Origin of the sequence: Floridaenema evergladense BLCC-F167 (genome assembly GCF_041929205.2) — a bacterium.
GTDB classification, from domain to species: Bacteria; Cyanobacteriota; Cyanobacteriia; order Cyanobacteriales; family Aerosakkonemataceae; genus Floridanema; species Floridanema evergladense.
This window is the reverse complement of sequence record NZ_CM171625.1, coordinates 4,025,492-4,040,383: the sequence shown is the minus strand read 5'-3', so window position 1 is coordinate 4,040,383 and position 14,892 is coordinate 4,025,492. Positions and strand designations below refer to the sequence as shown.

Below are 14,892 nucleotides of genomic sequence, written 5' to 3'. Positions count from 1 at the left end.
TTAAGTTAAACGAGCCGAATAAAAATTAAATTTATGAATATAGTTCATATTAACCAGTTGGATATAGCAGGTGGAGCGGCGATCGCAGCCTATCGCCTGCATCAAGGTTTGCTCAATCAAGGTATTGACTCCCGCTTACTAGTGGAAGTGGCTAAAAGTAACAGCGAGCGGGTAGCAACTATTCCCCATCCTAAGCTATCTATAGAAAATCTAATTTATCGGATTTCCTGGAAACTCGGTCATAACTACATTCATATTCTGAGCAGTTTTGATATTCCTAAACATAAATTTTACCAAGTAGCAGATATCATTAATTTTCATAATTTGCATGGCAATTATTTTAACTATTTAGCAATTCCCTTACTAACATCCCAAAAACCAGCCGTTTTTTCGCTCCATGATATGTGGAGCTTTACAGGGCATTGTGCTTACAGCTATGACTGCGATCGCTGGAAAATTGGCTGTGGAAAATGCCCTTATTTAGAAATATATCCGGGTGTAGCCAGAGATAATACTTGCCAAGAATGGAAACTGAAAAATTGGATTTACAGTCGCTCTAACCTAACTATTGTAACTCACAGTAACTGGTTAACAGAACAAGTTAAACAGAGTATGCTCAGTCGGTTCCCTATTTATCAGATACCCAATGGCATAGACACGGAAATTTATCAGCCTCTTGACTCTGAAAAGTGTCGATATGTACTAGGTATCCCAACTAACAAAAAAGTTTTGATGTTTGCGGCAGCAAGCTTGAAAGATAATCGTAAAGGAGGAGATTTACTGCTGAAAGCACTCTCTAACTTACCCGCATCCCTTAAGGAAGAAACAGTTTTGTTAATCCTTGGTGATAGTGGCGAAGCTATCTCCGAAGCTGTGGGAATGCAAACAATCAATCTTGGTTATGTTAGTAGCGATCGTCTTAAATCTGTTGCTTATTCAGCAGCTGATTTATTTATTTTTCCGACCCGTGCTGATAATTTACCTTTGGTACTACAAGAAAGTATAGCTTGCGGTACGCCTATGGTTTCTTTTAAAATCGGTGGCGTTCCCGATCTAGTGCGCCCCAACATCACTGGTTACTTAGCCGAGCCTGAAAATGCTAAAGAGTTCTGTTACGGTATACTAGAACTCCTCGAAGATACAAATCTCCGAACTCAGATAAGCCAAAACTGTCGTCAGATTGCTGTTGAAGAATATTCCCTAGAACTACAATCCCAGCGTTATATTGAACTATATCGGCAGTTGTTAGGAAATTGAAGGGCGATCGCAACATAAGCTATATTGTATACCTGTAAATTATACTTATTCCTTCTATGCCAATTATCACTAGACCTTTAACCGTAGAAGACTTACCAGCACCACCAACTGATAAGAGCGGATGGCCTTGGACAGAACAGCCGGAAATACTATCCGAACCCATATTGAATTATGCCCAATTGCCACTTATTAGTATTATTACACCCAGCTACAACTACGGACGCTTCATAGAAGAAACCATTCGTTCTGTCCTATCACAAGGTTATCCAAATTTAGAATACATAATTATAGATGGTGGTTCTACAGATGAAACGGTTAATATCATCAAAAAATACGAAGAATATCTAACTTACTGGGTAAGTGAACCAGACAAAGGTCAGACAGATGCTATTAATAAAGGATATAAACTCTGCACAGGTGATATTTTCGTTTGGCTAAATGCAGATGATGCTTATGCTACGCCTAATTGCTTAAAAAGTGTGGCCGAGCTTTATTTGCAGGGCTATCAGTTAATTTGTGGTGAGTTCTGTCCTTTAGATTTAAATGGCAACGAAATTATTGAGTATAGAGATTTTGGTAAGTCTTATCCAGTTAGCTTTTATAAGTATTTAAAATTCTGGTCATGTCGGCACTTGCCACAGCCAGCTGTATTTGTTGCTACAGAATTTGCAGACAAAAGCTTTCCTTTAGATATTAACCTACAAGCTGTAATGGATTATCAATTATTTTTAAGAGTTCTCAGTCAAAAACCAAAGGTAATTTCGGTAAATCAGAAATGGGTGAACTTTAAATATCATGGTCAAAATAAATGTTTAGGCAATTTATCGGAAGATTTTAATGAATTATCTGAAATTAGTCATGTAGCTCTATCAGCAGCTGCCCAGCTTCCTTGGCTGTTAAGAAAAAAGTTTGCAATTGACACAGGCGACTATGAAATAATCCACTCTTTAATTCGTAGCACTAAACCACTATCATTCTCTCAGTTTTTCTTTCATTTAATGTCTAGACCTACATTAGCTCGTTGGCCGATCTTTTGGAAGACATTTGCCAAAGATTTGCTTGGCAAGAGATAAGGTTTTATCTAAATAGTTAAAATTGGTATAAAAATGACAATTCCTTTAGAGAAATTAAAGCCAGATAATTTTCTTGATGTTCCCAATACCCAATGGAATGCTCTTTATTTTCAGAGAAAATTACTTTTAGAAGCATTATTAACTATACAACCTTTAGTTAAAGGAGATCTGATAGACATTGGCTGTGGTACTCAACCATATCGTTCCTTATTTACCCAAATCACGTCGTACAAAGGTGTTGATGTCGCCAGTAGTTGTCACACCTTGCCTCCTGACACAGTGTTATATGATGGAGAGTCAATTCCTTATCCCGATAATTCCTTTGATTGGGCTATGGCTACAGAGGTATTAGAACACGCCCGTCGTCCCGAATTACTACTTTCTAGCATTTATAATATTTTGCGTCCTGGAGGTGGTTTTTTTCTAAGTGTGCCTTTCTTAGCAGGCTTACACGAAACACCTAATGATTTTCGCCGTTGGACAAATTTTGGTTTAATAAATGAGTTAGAAACAGCAGGATTTGAAAGAATTGAAGTTAGTCCTTTGGGAAATTGGCACACCACTGCTGCTCATTTCTTGGGAGCTTACGTGGCACATTGTAAAATGCCTTGGTGGACTAAATACTGGTTGCCTCGTTTAGTCTGGTTGATGAAAAATTTAATTGCCCAATCAAATTTAGAAGTACCACCAACTATGTGTATTGGTTGGTTTGCTATTGCTTATAAGCCACTGATAGCTGAGAGTGATTTGGAATAATGAATCGATCGCTAAAAATACTGATGGTACTGCATATGCCTTGGAATCGCAATTTAGGCGGTTCACGAGTGCAATTAGAATTGGCGGATGAGTTTCAGGCAATGGGACATGAAGTAGAAAAATTTGACTATTACGATGCTTTTCCAAAAACTATTTCATCTCTGTTAGGAAAAATTTATCGCTCCAGCTTTTCAGCTAAAGCAAAAGCTTTTGTACAAGCAAATGCCCATAGATTTGATATTATTGATGCTCATCAAGGTAACTTACCTTTTTCTAAAGAAGAACTGGGATTTAAGGGTTTATTGGTTGCTCGTTCTGTAGGTTTGTATGCCTTTTATGATGAATTTGCTCATCTGGAAAAGACTAAATGGCCTCCGAAAAAAAAGAGAACTCGGATTAAAAATTGGTTGCATTCTTGGCGCTCCAAAAAAGGAAATTATGAATGTTTGCGTAGTTTGCAAACCTGTGATTTAATCAATTTACCCAATCATGATGAACTCGCTTATGCGGGTGATGTTTTGGGTTTAGGTGAGAAAAGTTTTGTTTTTCCTTTTGGACTTTCCCCGCAACGACAACAGGCATTTGCTGAAGTTATACAACCTGCTGGGGTACGTTTAAATAACAAACAAGTGGTTTTTATTGGTACTTGGGGGACACGCAAGGGTTCTAGAGATTGGGCAGAAATTATTAAGAGTGTTAAAGCAAAAGTTTGTGATGTTCGTTTTTTGTTTTTAGGTTCAGGTTTTAGTGCTAAATTTGTTTTAGAAGATCTGAACTTAACAGCAAATGAAGGTATTGAAATAATACCCCAATTTACCAGTGATGAATTGCCAAATTTTTTAAGTGGTGCCACTGTAGGTGCATTTCCTAGCTATATCGAAGGTTTTGGTTTTGCTGTACTGGAAAAACTAGCTTGTGGTCTTCCTACTGTAGCTTATGACGTACCGGGGCCAAGAGAAATGCTGGGTAATTTTGAGGAAAATTTTATGGTTGTACCTGGAGATAGGGAAGGTTTTAGTAATCAAATAGTTAAGCTACTGACTTTAGAAGCAAGTAAATATTCTCGGCTTTCTCAACGCTGTGTGGAAGTGGCACAAATGTTTTGTTGGCGAAAGATTGCTCAGGATACTTTAAAGGTTTACATTGATTTTTGGGAAAGGTTGTAGTCACAACAAGGTAAAATAGTATGGGAATAAAGCAAGAATTGATTAAAGGATTTATTAAATTAAATTCTTATGTTTTAGGTGAGAAGAATACTCTTTTTGGATTAAAGTATTTGCTACATATTCTACCTATCAGATATGCTGCTCCAATTAATTGGTTAGCTTTGGCGGAAATTCCTTTAGATTCTGAAACAGAATTGTTGTACACTTACGGCTCTCCTCGTGAATTTCCTCAGACTAAAATTAAAGTTAATCCTAATTGTTTACACTCTAGATTTTTTGTGATGAGTGGGTACTATGAAGAGTTTCTCACTCAAGAAATTTTATTAGAACGAAGGAAGGGTTTGCTAGTTGACATTGGGGCGAATTTTGGTTATTACTCTGTTTTGTGGTTGCAAAAAGAGGGAACTAGAGTAATAGCTGTTGAACCAGTTACAGAATATGTTGAGTTATTGCATGAGAATTTAAAAGATTATCCGTCTAGATCTGAAGTTTTTTCCGGGTGTATTGGCGATCGCAACGGCACAGCATTATTAGATACCTTCGGCGATCCCACCATGTTAACTAAAGTAGTTACAGATGAACATCAAGCGGGGGTACGTCGATCAGAAATGTTAACCCTAAACTCCCTTTTAGAAAAATATAATGAACCCAGAATTGATGTTTTAAAAATTGATGCCGAAGGATACGATTTAAAAATCCTAGAAAGTTGTAAATCCCTCTTTGCTGCCAAAGCGATAAAAACTGTTTTTTGGGAAACAGCGAATTCTCCAGAACAACAAAAAATGATGGAATTTTTAGAAAGCTTAGGCTATACCAAAATTCTATCAGAAGGGGCAACAGGTTATGAACTAAGAGATAACAACTAAATTGCCTCTGAAGACGCAACTATTCGATCCAACGTATTGCCAACATCGTAATATTAATGGCTGTATAACAGAATACATTATAGGTTATGAAATATTTCCAAGTTAGACTTTAGCATTAGCAGAAGTGAAAATTACATCGCTTAGTTGCAACCTAACAAGAAACTGGTTATGTTAAGGTATAACCTAGAGCAGCTTGGCAAAAATAATTATATTGTTAAAAACAAGTAAAGAAGCTGTTGTACAGACCTTTTTTCCTTCTGCCTTATTCTTATGATTAAAAGAAAAACGCGACGTGCTTTTTTAACTACCAGCATAGCCTTAGCAAGTGGAATTGTCGGGAGTGCTACTTTGAAAGGAAACCTCACACCAGCGTTAACAACTAATCAAACTGGAAAGGTAAAAATGCCAGAACGGTTATTAGGAAAAACTGGTGTACAGGTTCCTATTTTAGGTTTAGGTGGTGCGGGACAAACGCCTTTATCTTGGGAAAATTCGGAAGCTTCTGCGATCGCAATTATTCAGCGGGCGTTAGAATTAGGAATTCGCTACTTTGATACCGCTGCTAGTTATGGCCCTAGTGAGGATTATTTAGGTAAAGTATTACCAACATATCGTCAGCAAATTTTCTTGGCTAGTAAAACTAGAATGTTCGATCGTGATGGCGCATGGCGAGAATTAGAACGTAGCCTGAAACGTTTACAAACAGATTACCTCGATTTATGGCAAATTCACTCGGTTGCTTTTAGCGAACAACTAGACAAAATCTTCGGTAAAAATGGTGCCTTACAAGCCTTTGAAGAAGCAAAACAACAAAAATTAGTCAGGTTTGTTGGGATTACTGGACACCATGAACCAGCGATAATTGTTGAAGGATTGCGACGATATAATTTTGACACTACCTTAATTCCAGTTAACGCCGCAGATAAACATCATCCTCGCCCATTTATTCCCGCAGTTCTGCCAATAGCGCAACAAAAAAATGTCGGAGTTATTGCGATGAAAGTTCCGGCTTATGGCAATTTATTTAAGCCTGGTGTTTTACAAGGAATGCACCAAGCTTTTGGCTATACACTTTCTCAAACTGGGGTAAATTGTGCTGTAATTGCTGCTGAAAATGTAGAACAATTGGAATCTAATATCAAAGTCGCACAAGCATTTCAAATGTTAAGCGCAACTACTATGGCAGAAATTGAACAACGAACCGCAGCGGCTTGGGAAGATAACACTTTCTTTCGGTCTTGGACTTAAGATTTTCTTAAGAAAGGCTTACTTTTCCAGTAAATTAGTAGTTTTGTTTACCAAGTTTATCATCCTTCTTGGGGAATATTTACTACAAAGGTTATTAGTGATTCAGCATACATTTAATCAACATACCCCCCCATAGGATTGAATTTTTTGTAAAAAAAAGCTTTTATCAATAAAGTTACACCTTAAAATCAGGGTGACAAAATTTGTTATTGAGTATGAGTTCATTCGTGTCATTCGATCTTTCATTTTCCAGCTGGCTACATTGGGTAATCCAACCACAATTAGCCTTACATATCCCAGATGGGTTTTTAAGTTTACCTGTTAGCCTAGTTTGTTGGGTATTGGCGATCGCTCTAATTGCCTTATGCTTAAATCGAGTCCAAGCAGAATATCAAGAAAAAGCAGTACCATTAATGGGCGTTTGCGCCGCCTTCATTTTTGCCGCCCAAATGATTAATTTTCCCATTCCCGGAGGCACTTCAGGACACTTGTTAGGAGGCACGCTTGCAGGTGTTTTATTAGGCCCTTGGGCAGGTTCTTTAGTAATGGTAGTAGTGTTTATTGTGCAAGCGGCAATCTTTCAAGATGGAGGATTGACAGTATTAGGCGCAAACATTACTAATATGGGCTTAATCGGCACTTTTGGCGGTTATTATGTGTATCGCGCAATACGATATGTGATCGGTCGAGATAGTTGGAAAGGAGTAGCCATTGGTGTTGTAGTTGCTAGTTGGTTAAGCGTATTTGTAGCCGCAATTTTAACCGCCTTTCAATTAGCATTATCTGGGACTGTACCGTTAGGAATTGCTTTAACTGCAATGGCTTCTTGGCACATTTTGATTGGCATCGGAGAAGCGTTAATTACATTAGCAGCAGTAAGTTTTATTTGGCGAACTAGACCAGATTTAATTTACCATCCACCCCGGAGATTTTCCAGTTCTCGTTCTCTAACCCATCATTAATCAATGCGCTATGACTAATAACAATTCCCAACAACGTAACCGGGCTTTAATCATTGGTGGTTTAGGAATAGCACTTTTAATTGGTGTTTTCCTTTCCCCTTTTGCTAGTTCCGATCCTGATGGCTTGGATCGCGTTTCTCAAGATTTAAAATTTGAGGATAAAGCAATTGAAGATGCCCCTGCTAGAAAATTACCTTTTTATGGAATTTTCGATGAATATGCCTTGCGAGGTGTACCGGAAGGAATAGCTACTCCGTTAGCAGGTTTAATCGGTACTTTAGCAACTTTTGGTTTGGCTTGGGGCATTGGTAAATTAGTAATTCGCCGTTCTAGTTCTGAGGAAATTAGCGATCGCAATAACCCCTAATTCCTCAGAAAATTCCCTTGCCAATGGTTAGATTTTGGATTTGGGATTTTTTGCCAAAATTAAAGCTTCAATTCGTTAAAACTCACAAATCCGAAATCTTTAATTAACGATGTTACTTCACGTTAACGCCTTTCAATTAGATATTGATAGCAAACAGTTAAGTTTTTGGCATTCTTTAGCCCCAAAAACTCGCTTACTCTGCACTATCCTTTTAGTATTTGCTACTGCTTTAACCCCCAATGGTCGCTGGTGGACTTGGTTAGTTTATGGTCTGAGTGTACTTGGTTTAGTATTACTAAGTAAGGTGACTTTGCCAGTGCTATTTAAGCGAATAGCTGTGGAGTTTGCCTTTGTTGTAGTAATTCTTTTTGGCACTTTGTTTCGCAGTGGTGGCGAAGTTGTGTGGTTTTGGGGATTTATAAAAATTACCACAGAAGGTTTGACTGTATTGGGTAGCGTCACGATTAAAGCTTTGCTATCTTTATTAATGTTAAATCTATTAACTTTAACTACTTCGGTTCCGGCTTTGTTAAATGGGTTAATTGCTTTAAAAATGCCGCCATTGTTAGTAGCAATTTTGGCTTCAATGTATCGTTATATTAGCGTGTTAATTGGAGAATTTAACGCCATGCGTCGGGCAGCTGTTTCCCGGAATTTGACGGGAAATAGTGCTTGGCAAAGGCAAGTACTTGGTAATATGATTGGGGCTTTATTTATTCGCACTTATGAAAGAGGCGATCGCGTTTATCAAGCAATGTTATCACGCGGATATCAAGGAGTACCACCTGTTTTTGATTTACCTGCTGGAGGAAAACGTGATATTGTAGCTTTAACTTTAACCCTAGTTTTGGCATTATTAGGACAAGCAATTTATATCATTTAGTCTTAGTTTTACAATTCTCCAAATGCACCACAATCCCATTTTCATTGAAAACCTCAGCTACAGTTATCCTGACGGCACGCAAGCACTGAAAAAAATTAACTTAACTATTAAAGCTAGTGAGAAAGTTGCTTTAATTGGTGCTAATGGATCGGGAAAATCTACCTTACAATTACACTTAAACGGGATTATTTTGCCCCAAGAAGGACAGGTAAAAATTGGGGAATGGATAGTGAATACGGAAAACTTACAAAAAGTACGCAATTTTGTTGGGTTGGTATTTCAAAATCCCGACAATCAATTATTTATGCCGACAGTTTGGGAAGATGTGGCTTTTGGGCCAATGAATCAAGGTTTACGCGATCGCGAATTAACCGAAAGAGTCCTCACAGCAATGGCAGCAGTCAGCATCGATCCCGAATATTATGGTAAGCGAAATACTGATAATTTATCTGGTGGGGAAAAGAAACGAATTGCGATCGCCGGAGTCTTAGCAATGAATCCCCAAGTATTAGTATTAGATGAACCTTCGGCACAATTAGATCCCCGTTCTCGCCGGGAATTAATTAATTTATTACAAGGTTTATCCATCACTCAATTAATAGCTACCCATGACTTAGATTTGGCGTTGGAAATTTGCGATCGCACCATAGTATTAAGTCAAGGCGAAGTAGTTTTTGATGGCAAAACTGAACAAGTAATGAGTAATTCGGAATTTTTAATTCAACATTCTTTAGAAGCGCCTCTCTGCTACAGTCGCCCCTATTGTCTACTTACAGATGCGCCTCACAAAGTCCCCCCAACCCTGCAAGAAGTTACTCGCCATCAACATTAATAGAACTTTCGTAAAAACCCTGTTTCTCTGCAAAATTAGGAACGGGCAACAGAAAACAAAAAATAAAACTTGGCTATACCTGATAATTTTGGCAACCGCTATGTTAAATTTTCTTAATAAATTGTAATCATAAAAAAATATTAGTTATGCTGCTGTCAATCATAAGAATTTTCAAAAATACTTGACGGCAAAATAGAAATTTTATAATCATAAGAATTATAGTAAAAATTGACACTTCTAAAAAAAATTGTATATATACTATAATTGGCTAATTTGAATTGACCACCCTAATTTAAGGAAAAACATAGTGGAAGAACCACAGAACGACCCTGTTTTATCCAATTATCCAAAAAGGCTAGATATTGCAAAAGTCTGCGTTTATGGACTTAGTTTTCTGTCGGCAGCACTATTTCTATTCATACCATTAATTAACTTATTGCACCCAAATCCTTGGAAGCGAACCATAGGTACCATACACAGTTTAGCGGCTGTATTGTTAAGTATTGTCGCAGTTTATGCTGGACATTTAGCTTTTCCTTTACTTAGGGGATCGATAAAAGTTCTGCATCAAATGCGTACCCTGGCATTTTGGACAAGCTTATTTACACTGGTAGCGATCGCATCTGGAAATTTAGCTTATATGCGATATCTTGCTGGTGCAGAATACGGTGGTTCTCGCGCTTGGTTTGAAGAACATACACCTTTAGCTCATTACATATTCATGGAATATCACATATTTAGTGTCTTGTTTACCTTGCCATTAGGCGTAGTTTGTACCTGGATTTTATTCTCTTATGGAGATGCTATTTTAGAAAAACAAAACAGTCAAATTTTAGCAGGAACTTCTATCGCTTTAATGGCAATGATGTTTTTCAGCATGGGTGGATTAATCACAGGATTAGCGCTGTCTAAGGTTCACGGATTGTAAATCGATTCCCAATTATTATAAGGAGAAAATTGCAGTTTAACCAACCCTAAAATCGGGGATTTTTTTCAACACAAAATGACTAAACAACCATTAAATCAAAGAAATGAAAAACTTAATATCCCCATATATAGCCAAATTTGGGATACTTTAAAACAATTTCCCAAAGTTTTAGCGGAGGGTTCGCCAAACCCACCGAAAGTTTCTGGCCCTGCTGCCGCTGCTTTAGTTAGTGCTGGTTTTGGTTGTTTTTTGATGATGGTATTTCATCATTTTTCAGAAACAACAAAATCCGTTGATGAAATGCTTTCTCAAATTGGTGGTTGGATGCCAGGAAGCAATAACGTTGATAAAATGTACGGTTCATTAGGCAGCTATGCTGGAAAACAAACTATCTTGTTAATAGGTTGGTTGGGTAGTTGGTTGGTTCTCCATCTAATGTGGCGCAAAAAGAACATTAAACCTAGAACGATGTTTTTCTGGATGTTTGTCTTTTTCGTAGCAGCAACGGTAATGAATTGGCATCCTTTATTTCCATACTTACCTATCATGCCAAAAAATTAATCAAAAAAGATTTAGTTAATGAGGGAATCATAAATGGAAACTCGATCCAATAATTGTCAACGATTGCACAAATATGTTTGGACATTGGTAGGCGTTTTATTGTTGTTTGGTGTTACCTTTCCCATTGCTTACTGGCGAGTCAGTCAAAATGAAAAGTTTGCTGGTACTCCATACAAGTCTTTAAGTTTAACTGCCGAAAGTGTTGCTAGTACTCCATCCCAATCTTTGAGTTTAACTAGGAAGAATTTACGCAAGCGGGGATTAAAAAATAAGGCTCTACGTCATCCACGTTTAGCTAAATTTAAGATTTTGTTCAAAAAGTAATTTTTTGTAAGTAAGCCCTAGAACACCAATTCAGTAATCCCAGAAACCGGGTTTCTTTGACTTGGGGTAACGAAATATTGACTGTGCGAGCGAAAGAAACCCGGTTTCTCATCGCCGACGACAATACTGAATCGATGTTCTAGTTTCAGTGCGTAAGTCCTCATCTAATGTAGGGGTAATTCATGAATTACCCCTACTTAACTTTATTAAGAATTTTTATCAAAATATTAAAAAATACAAACAAGCTATTGACGGAGAGTTTCAGAGCTATATCATTTGTTTATTGCAAATAAATTGCATTAATCGTAAAAAAGACACGGAAGTAATAGTAGTGTAAGGAGTAACCCAAGTAATTCCTAATTGTTGACTATTAGTTCAGGAAAACTTAAGACAATAGAACAAAATAGCCAAAAAATAACTAGTAATGGTTAACTGGTAATAAGCAATAGATAATTGAATAAAATAAATCAAATTTTTCAGTTATCAATTACTTATTATTAATTGACCAGTAGTAAATTACAGCGACGACTGATGAGAGAACTAGACCAAGAAAAAACGATCGCCATCCTCAACTCAATCATGGAATTTGAATTAGCAGGAGTGGTACGCTATACTCATTACTCTTTGATGGTAACAGGGCAAAATCGGATTCCGATCGTGCAATTTTTCAAAGCCCAAGCCACAGAATCTTTACTCCACTCCCAACAAGTAGGAGAAATTCTCACAGGCTTAGAAGGTCATCCTACCCTGAAAATTGCCCCAATTGAAGAAACCTACAAACACACAGTCAAAGACATTTTGGAGGAAAGTTTAAATCACGAAAAAAAAGCGCTAAACTTGTATAAGTCACTTCTAGAAACAGTAGAAAATGCTAGTATTTATCTAGAAGAATTTGCCCGCACTATGATTGGACAAGAAGAATTACACAACATAGAAATCAAGAAAATGTTGCGGGATTTTAGCTAATAATTAATAGGTAGTGGGTAGGAGGTGGTAAGTAGTGGGCAAAAAGCAGAAACTACTACCTGAAGTAATTACCAACTACCAATTACCAATTAACAATTAACAATTAACAAATTATGGATTTTAGTGCTGCTTTACCAACATTTGTAATTACCCTCAGAGAAGGAGTAGAAGCCGCTTTAGTAGTGGGAATTGTCTTGGCTTTGTTGAAAAAAGCCGAACAACCTAAACTTAACACTTGGGTTTATGCAGGAATTGGTTTAGGAATTATTGCCAGTGGATTAGTTGGGTTACTAATAGGTTGGATCTTCCAATTATTAAGTGCTTCTAATTCGCCTTATGGGGCTGTAATTGAGCCTTTTTTAGAAGCGGGTTTTGGGCTGGGTGCGATCGCCATGCTCAGCTGGATGTTAATCTGGATGACACAGCAAGCAAAATCCATGAAATCCCAAGTAGAAGGCGCAGTCAACGCCGCACTCCTAAAAAATACAGCTGCCGGATGGGGGATTTTCACCCTAATATTTATCGCCGTTTTGCGCGAAGGATTTGAAACCGTTCTCTTTATCATCGGCAAATTTCAACAAGGATTAATTCCCGCCATTGGCGCACTTAGCGGATTAGCAGTAGCAGCTGGAATTGGCATACTTTTATTTAAGTGGGGAATCAAAATTAATATCCGCCGCTTCTTTCAAATTATGGGAGTTTTATTACTCCTAATTGTTGCAGGTTTAGTAATTTCTGCATTGGGAGATTTGAACGAAGGAATGAGAACTCTCTCCCAAATGAATCGTCAGTCAGAAGGTTTTTGTTTCTACTACGAAAGATTTGCCAAAAACCCCTCTTGTATTTTAGGCCCAATGGTTTGGGATCTGAGTAAAATTCTCCCCCAAAGTCAATTCCCCGGTTTAATTTTAAGAACTCTTTTCGGTTACACCGATAAACTTTATCAAGTACAAGCGATCGCTTACGTACTATTCTTACTCGCGATCGGCGGACTTTACTTCCGCAGCTTGAATGGTAAAACCCCTGTACCTAAAAAGAATAGCAAAGACCCTTTAACAACAACAGAAAAATCTGCCAGTTCTTAACAGATCCCCGACTTCTTCAAGAAGTCGGGGATCTAGCTTAACAAAACATATTAAGCTCTGTCGATAACTCTTTTTGCTTCATCTTTCAAATCTTCTTTAGCGTGCATTGCCGCAGCTTCTCTTTGTTTAGCTCTACCTTCCACTTTATCTTGAGGATCACCTGTTACTTCGCTCATTGCTTCTTGAACTTTGCCCTCAACATTTTTAGCAACTGCATTCAAACGATCTTCAACGCTCATAATAACCTCCAAAAAATGATTTAATCTTTCATCAGCTATTATGAATAACTAAGGAGTAAAAAAGGATCTTTCGAGAGTGATATTTAAAACATAATCAAAAACATAACGTTAGCTAGATGCGGCACTAAACAATTTTGTGTTAATACATGAAAGCAAAATTATAGAGACGTTATATATAACGTCTCTACAAAGTTTTGGGTTAAGGATAGTAAGTCTGATTAAGTAGGTATACTCAGATCTTGCACTCCTGGAGGAGGAACCTCCCAAATCCTCGTTCCCAGGTTCAACCTGGGAACGAAGAATGGAGGCTCTGCCTATTGGTGCAAGATCTGATTATAAGTAAATCAAGTGAAAACCAAGGCAGAATATTATTATCACTTTATTTATTTGCACCTACTTAACCGGACATAATATAACAGCTTTTAGATTCCCAACTGATTGCCACGCTTGTATTGCAAGTAAGCAGCAACAAACAACCCAGCCAGAGTTACCAGCACCAAGCCCAGCACAATTCCTGAAAGTAGGGGTTCTACCACGTCAGATCTCCTTGAATGTTAACGTTTATTACTTCTATTTCATTATCCTACTAAGGACTGCGACCACAAGTATTAACTAAATGTAAAGCAAAAATTAAGCTCAACCTGGGAGGATAGGGCTGAATCACTTTCGGGAAGCGACCTCTAGCCTGTTACGGTAGCTTGCCTGAATTGTCTAGAAATCTTAAGCTATGTATATGATTAAAAACATTGCTTGTAATTCTCACTTTGCTAGGCAACCATGTGGATAAACAATTAATTAAACCAGAAGCCCTGATTGGACAACTCACCTTATGGGTTCTTGCACTAGTGCTGGCAATCTTTTTAGGGATGGTGATTTTTCATCAGTGGCAAATGTCCGATCCATATATTAAGAGTGTTATGTCCCTAACAGGCGATCCAGTTAGGGGTCATGCGATCTTTCAAATGAACTGTGCTGGATGTCATGGTTTAGAAGCAGATGGTCGAGTTGGCCCCAGCTTGCAAGGTATCTCCAAGCGTAAATCACAAATTAGTTTAATTCAGCAGGTCATCAGTGGCAAAACTCCACCAATGCCACAATTTCAACCAGGAACACAAGAAATGGCAGATCTCCTCAGTTATTTGGAAAAGCTGTAAATCTGTCAAAAATAAATGCTGTTTGTTCCTCTGGCACTATATAGTGTTTGGGGGTTAATTTTTTTATAAAATTACCAAGAGGCAGAGCCTCAGTTGTTCGTTACCAGGTTGAACCTGGTAACGAGATTAGGGAGGTTCTACCTCCCCTACTGCAAGATCCGAGTTAAATATTGATTATATAAAATCAACTCTGGGACAGATTCCCCACAGTTGAGGTTATTGTAT

Annotated in this window: 18 protein-coding genes; 16 read left to right on the top strand and 2 right to left on the bottom strand. The window is 37.8% G+C overall.

Annotated features, from left to right (window positions below; genetic code table 11):
• The first annotated feature begins 33 nt into the window (after window positions 1-33).
• From ACE1CA_RS19690 to ACE1CA_RS19620, 15 genes are all read left to right on the top strand, one after another.
• Window positions 34-1,257: a glycosyltransferase family 4 protein gene (locus ACE1CA_RS19690; protein ID WP_413280436.1), complete on the top strand. Its 1,224-nt coding sequence runs from the start codon at window positions 34-36 to the stop codon at window positions 1,255-1,257.
• A 56-nt stretch (window positions 1,258-1,313) separates the two neighbouring features.
• Window positions 1,314-2,330, top strand: a complete 1,017-nt coding sequence (locus tag ACE1CA_RS19685; RefSeq protein ID WP_413280435.1) for a glycosyltransferase family 2 protein — start codon at window positions 1,314-1,316, stop codon at window positions 2,328-2,330.
• 33 nt (window positions 2,331-2,363) lie between these two features.
• A complete protein-coding gene (locus tag ACE1CA_RS19680; protein ID WP_413280434.1) occupies window positions 2,364-3,086 on the top strand; it encodes a class I SAM-dependent methyltransferase in 723 nt (240 codons plus the stop codon).
• 23 nt (window positions 3,087-3,109) lie between these two features.
• Window positions 3,110-4,252, top strand: a complete 1,143-nt coding sequence (locus tag ACE1CA_RS19675; RefSeq protein ID WP_413280433.1) for a glycosyltransferase family 4 protein — start codon at window positions 3,110-3,112, stop codon at window positions 4,250-4,252.
• A 20-nt stretch (window positions 4,253-4,272) separates the two neighbouring features.
• A complete protein-coding gene (locus tag ACE1CA_RS19670; RefSeq protein WP_413280432.1) occupies window positions 4,273-5,118 on the top strand; it encodes an FkbM family methyltransferase in 846 nt (281 codons plus the stop codon).
• A gap of 270 nt (window positions 5,119-5,388) precedes the next feature.
• Window positions 5,389-6,366 carry an aldo/keto reductase gene (locus ACE1CA_RS19665; protein ID WP_413280431.1) on the top strand — a complete coding sequence of 326 codons (978 nt, stop codon included), beginning with the start codon at window positions 5,389-5,391 and terminating at the stop codon, window positions 6,364-6,366.
• A 215-nt stretch (window positions 6,367-6,581) separates the two neighbouring features.
• Entirely contained in the window at window positions 6,582-7,328 is a 747-nt protein-coding gene (locus ACE1CA_RS19660) for an energy-coupling factor ABC transporter permease (RefSeq protein ID WP_413280430.1), read from the top strand.
• A 10-nt stretch (window positions 7,329-7,338) separates the two neighbouring features.
• Window positions 7,339-7,695, top strand: coding sequence for a PDGLE domain-containing protein (locus ACE1CA_RS19655; protein ID WP_413280429.1), 357 nt, complete (start codon window positions 7,339-7,341; stop codon window positions 7,693-7,695).
• 109 nt (window positions 7,696-7,804) lie between these two features.
• A complete protein-coding gene (cbiQ, locus tag ACE1CA_RS19650; RefSeq protein ID WP_413280428.1) occupies window positions 7,805-8,578 on the top strand; it encodes a cobalt ECF transporter T component CbiQ in 774 nt (257 codons plus the stop codon).
• A gap of 22 nt (window positions 8,579-8,600) precedes the next feature.
• Window positions 8,601-9,410 carry an energy-coupling factor ABC transporter ATP-binding protein gene (locus tag ACE1CA_RS19645; RefSeq protein WP_413280427.1) on the top strand — a complete coding sequence of 270 codons (810 nt, stop codon included), beginning with the start codon at window positions 8,601-8,603 and terminating at the stop codon, window positions 9,408-9,410.
• Window positions 9,411-9,714: 304 nt separating this feature from the next.
• Entirely contained in the window at window positions 9,715-10,338 is a 624-nt protein-coding gene (locus tag ACE1CA_RS19640) for a hypothetical protein (RefSeq protein WP_459563690.1), read from the top strand.
• A gap of 75 nt (window positions 10,339-10,413) precedes the next feature.
• Entirely contained in the window at window positions 10,414-10,899 is a 486-nt protein-coding gene (locus ACE1CA_RS19635) for a hypothetical protein (protein ID WP_413280425.1), read from the top strand.
• A gap of 33 nt (window positions 10,900-10,932) precedes the next feature.
• Window positions 10,933-11,223 (top strand): hypothetical protein, encoded by a 291-nt coding sequence (locus ACE1CA_RS19630; protein WP_413280424.1) that lies wholly within the window; start codon window positions 10,933-10,935, stop codon window positions 11,221-11,223.
• Between the two features lie 531 nt (window positions 11,224-11,754).
• The gene (locus ACE1CA_RS19625; RefSeq protein ID WP_413280423.1) at window positions 11,755-12,189 is read left to right on the top strand and encodes a ferritin-like domain-containing protein; all 435 of its coding nucleotides are present in this window, start codon (window positions 11,755-11,757) and stop codon (window positions 12,187-12,189) included.
• Between the two features lie 113 nt (window positions 12,190-12,302).
• The gene (locus tag ACE1CA_RS19620; RefSeq protein ID WP_413280422.1) at window positions 12,303-13,274 is read left to right on the top strand and encodes an FTR1 family iron permease; all 972 of its coding nucleotides are present in this window, start codon (window positions 12,303-12,305) and stop codon (window positions 13,272-13,274) included.
• A gap of 50 nt (window positions 13,275-13,324) precedes the next feature.
• Here the strand turns inward: ACE1CA_RS19620 and ACE1CA_RS19615 are convergent, their stop codons facing one another.
• Both ACE1CA_RS19615 and petG read right to left on the bottom strand, forming a co-directional pair.
• On the bottom strand, window positions 13,325-13,513 hold the full coding sequence (locus ACE1CA_RS19615) for a CsbD family protein (protein WP_413280421.1): 189 nt from the start codon (window positions 13,511-13,513) through the stop codon (window positions 13,325-13,327).
• Window positions 13,514-13,935: 422 nt separating this feature from the next.
• Window positions 13,936-14,049 (bottom strand): cytochrome b6-f complex subunit V, encoded by a 114-nt coding sequence (gene petG / locus ACE1CA_RS19610; protein WP_073592562.1) that lies wholly within the window; start codon window positions 14,047-14,049, stop codon window positions 13,936-13,938.
• A gap of 243 nt (window positions 14,050-14,292) precedes the next feature.
• Between petG and ACE1CA_RS19605 the strand changes: the two genes are divergently transcribed.
• Complete coding sequence (locus ACE1CA_RS19605) at window positions 14,293-14,667, top strand: c-type cytochrome (protein ID WP_459563689.1); 375 nt, start codon at window positions 14,293-14,295, stop codon at window positions 14,665-14,667.
• The last annotated feature ends 225 nt before the right edge of the window (window positions 14,668-14,892 follow it).

Excerpts from the sequence above, each read along its gene's own strand:
- ACE1CA_RS19690 (WP_413280436.1), top strand. The coding sequence starts at position 34 with ATGAATATAGTTCATATTAACCAGTTGGATATAGCAGGTGGAGCGGCG.
- ACE1CA_RS19685 (WP_413280435.1), top strand. The coding sequence starts at position 1,314 with ATGCCAATTATCACTAGACCTTTAACCGTAGAAGACTTACCAGCACCA.
- ACE1CA_RS19680 (WP_413280434.1), top strand. The coding sequence starts at position 2,364 with ATGACAATTCCTTTAGAGAAATTAAAGCCAGATAATTTTCTTGATGTT.
- ACE1CA_RS19675 (WP_413280433.1), top strand. The coding sequence starts at position 3,110 with ATGGTACTGCATATGCCTTGGAATCGCAATTTAGGCGGTTCACGAGTG.
- ACE1CA_RS19670 (WP_413280432.1), top strand. The coding sequence starts at position 4,273 with ATGGGAATAAAGCAAGAATTGATTAAAGGATTTATTAAATTAAATTCT.
- ACE1CA_RS19665 (WP_413280431.1), top strand. The coding sequence starts at position 5,389 with ATGATTAAAAGAAAAACGCGACGTGCTTTTTTAACTACCAGCATAGCC.
- ACE1CA_RS19660 (WP_413280430.1), top strand. The coding sequence starts at position 6,582 with ATGAGTTCATTCGTGTCATTCGATCTTTCATTTTCCAGCTGGCTACAT.
- ACE1CA_RS19655 (WP_413280429.1), top strand. The coding sequence starts at position 7,339 with ATGACTAATAACAATTCCCAACAACGTAACCGGGCTTTAATCATTGGT.
- cbiQ (WP_413280428.1), top strand. The coding sequence starts at position 7,805 with ATGTTACTTCACGTTAACGCCTTTCAATTAGATATTGATAGCAAACAG.
- ACE1CA_RS19645 (WP_413280427.1), top strand. The coding sequence starts at position 8,601 with ATGCACCACAATCCCATTTTCATTGAAAACCTCAGCTACAGTTATCCT.
- ACE1CA_RS19635 (WP_413280425.1), top strand. The coding sequence starts at position 10,414 with ATGACTAAACAACCATTAAATCAAAGAAATGAAAAACTTAATATCCCC.
- ACE1CA_RS19630 (WP_413280424.1), top strand. The coding sequence starts at position 10,933 with ATGGAAACTCGATCCAATAATTGTCAACGATTGCACAAATATGTTTGG.
- ACE1CA_RS19625 (WP_413280423.1), top strand. The coding sequence starts at position 11,755 with ATGAGAGAACTAGACCAAGAAAAAACGATCGCCATCCTCAACTCAATC.
- ACE1CA_RS19620 (WP_413280422.1), top strand. The coding sequence starts at position 12,303 with ATGGATTTTAGTGCTGCTTTACCAACATTTGTAATTACCCTCAGAGAA.
- ACE1CA_RS19615 (WP_413280421.1), bottom strand. The coding sequence starts at position 13,513 with ATGAGCGTTGAAGATCGTTTGAATGCAGTTGCTAAAAATGTTGAGGGC.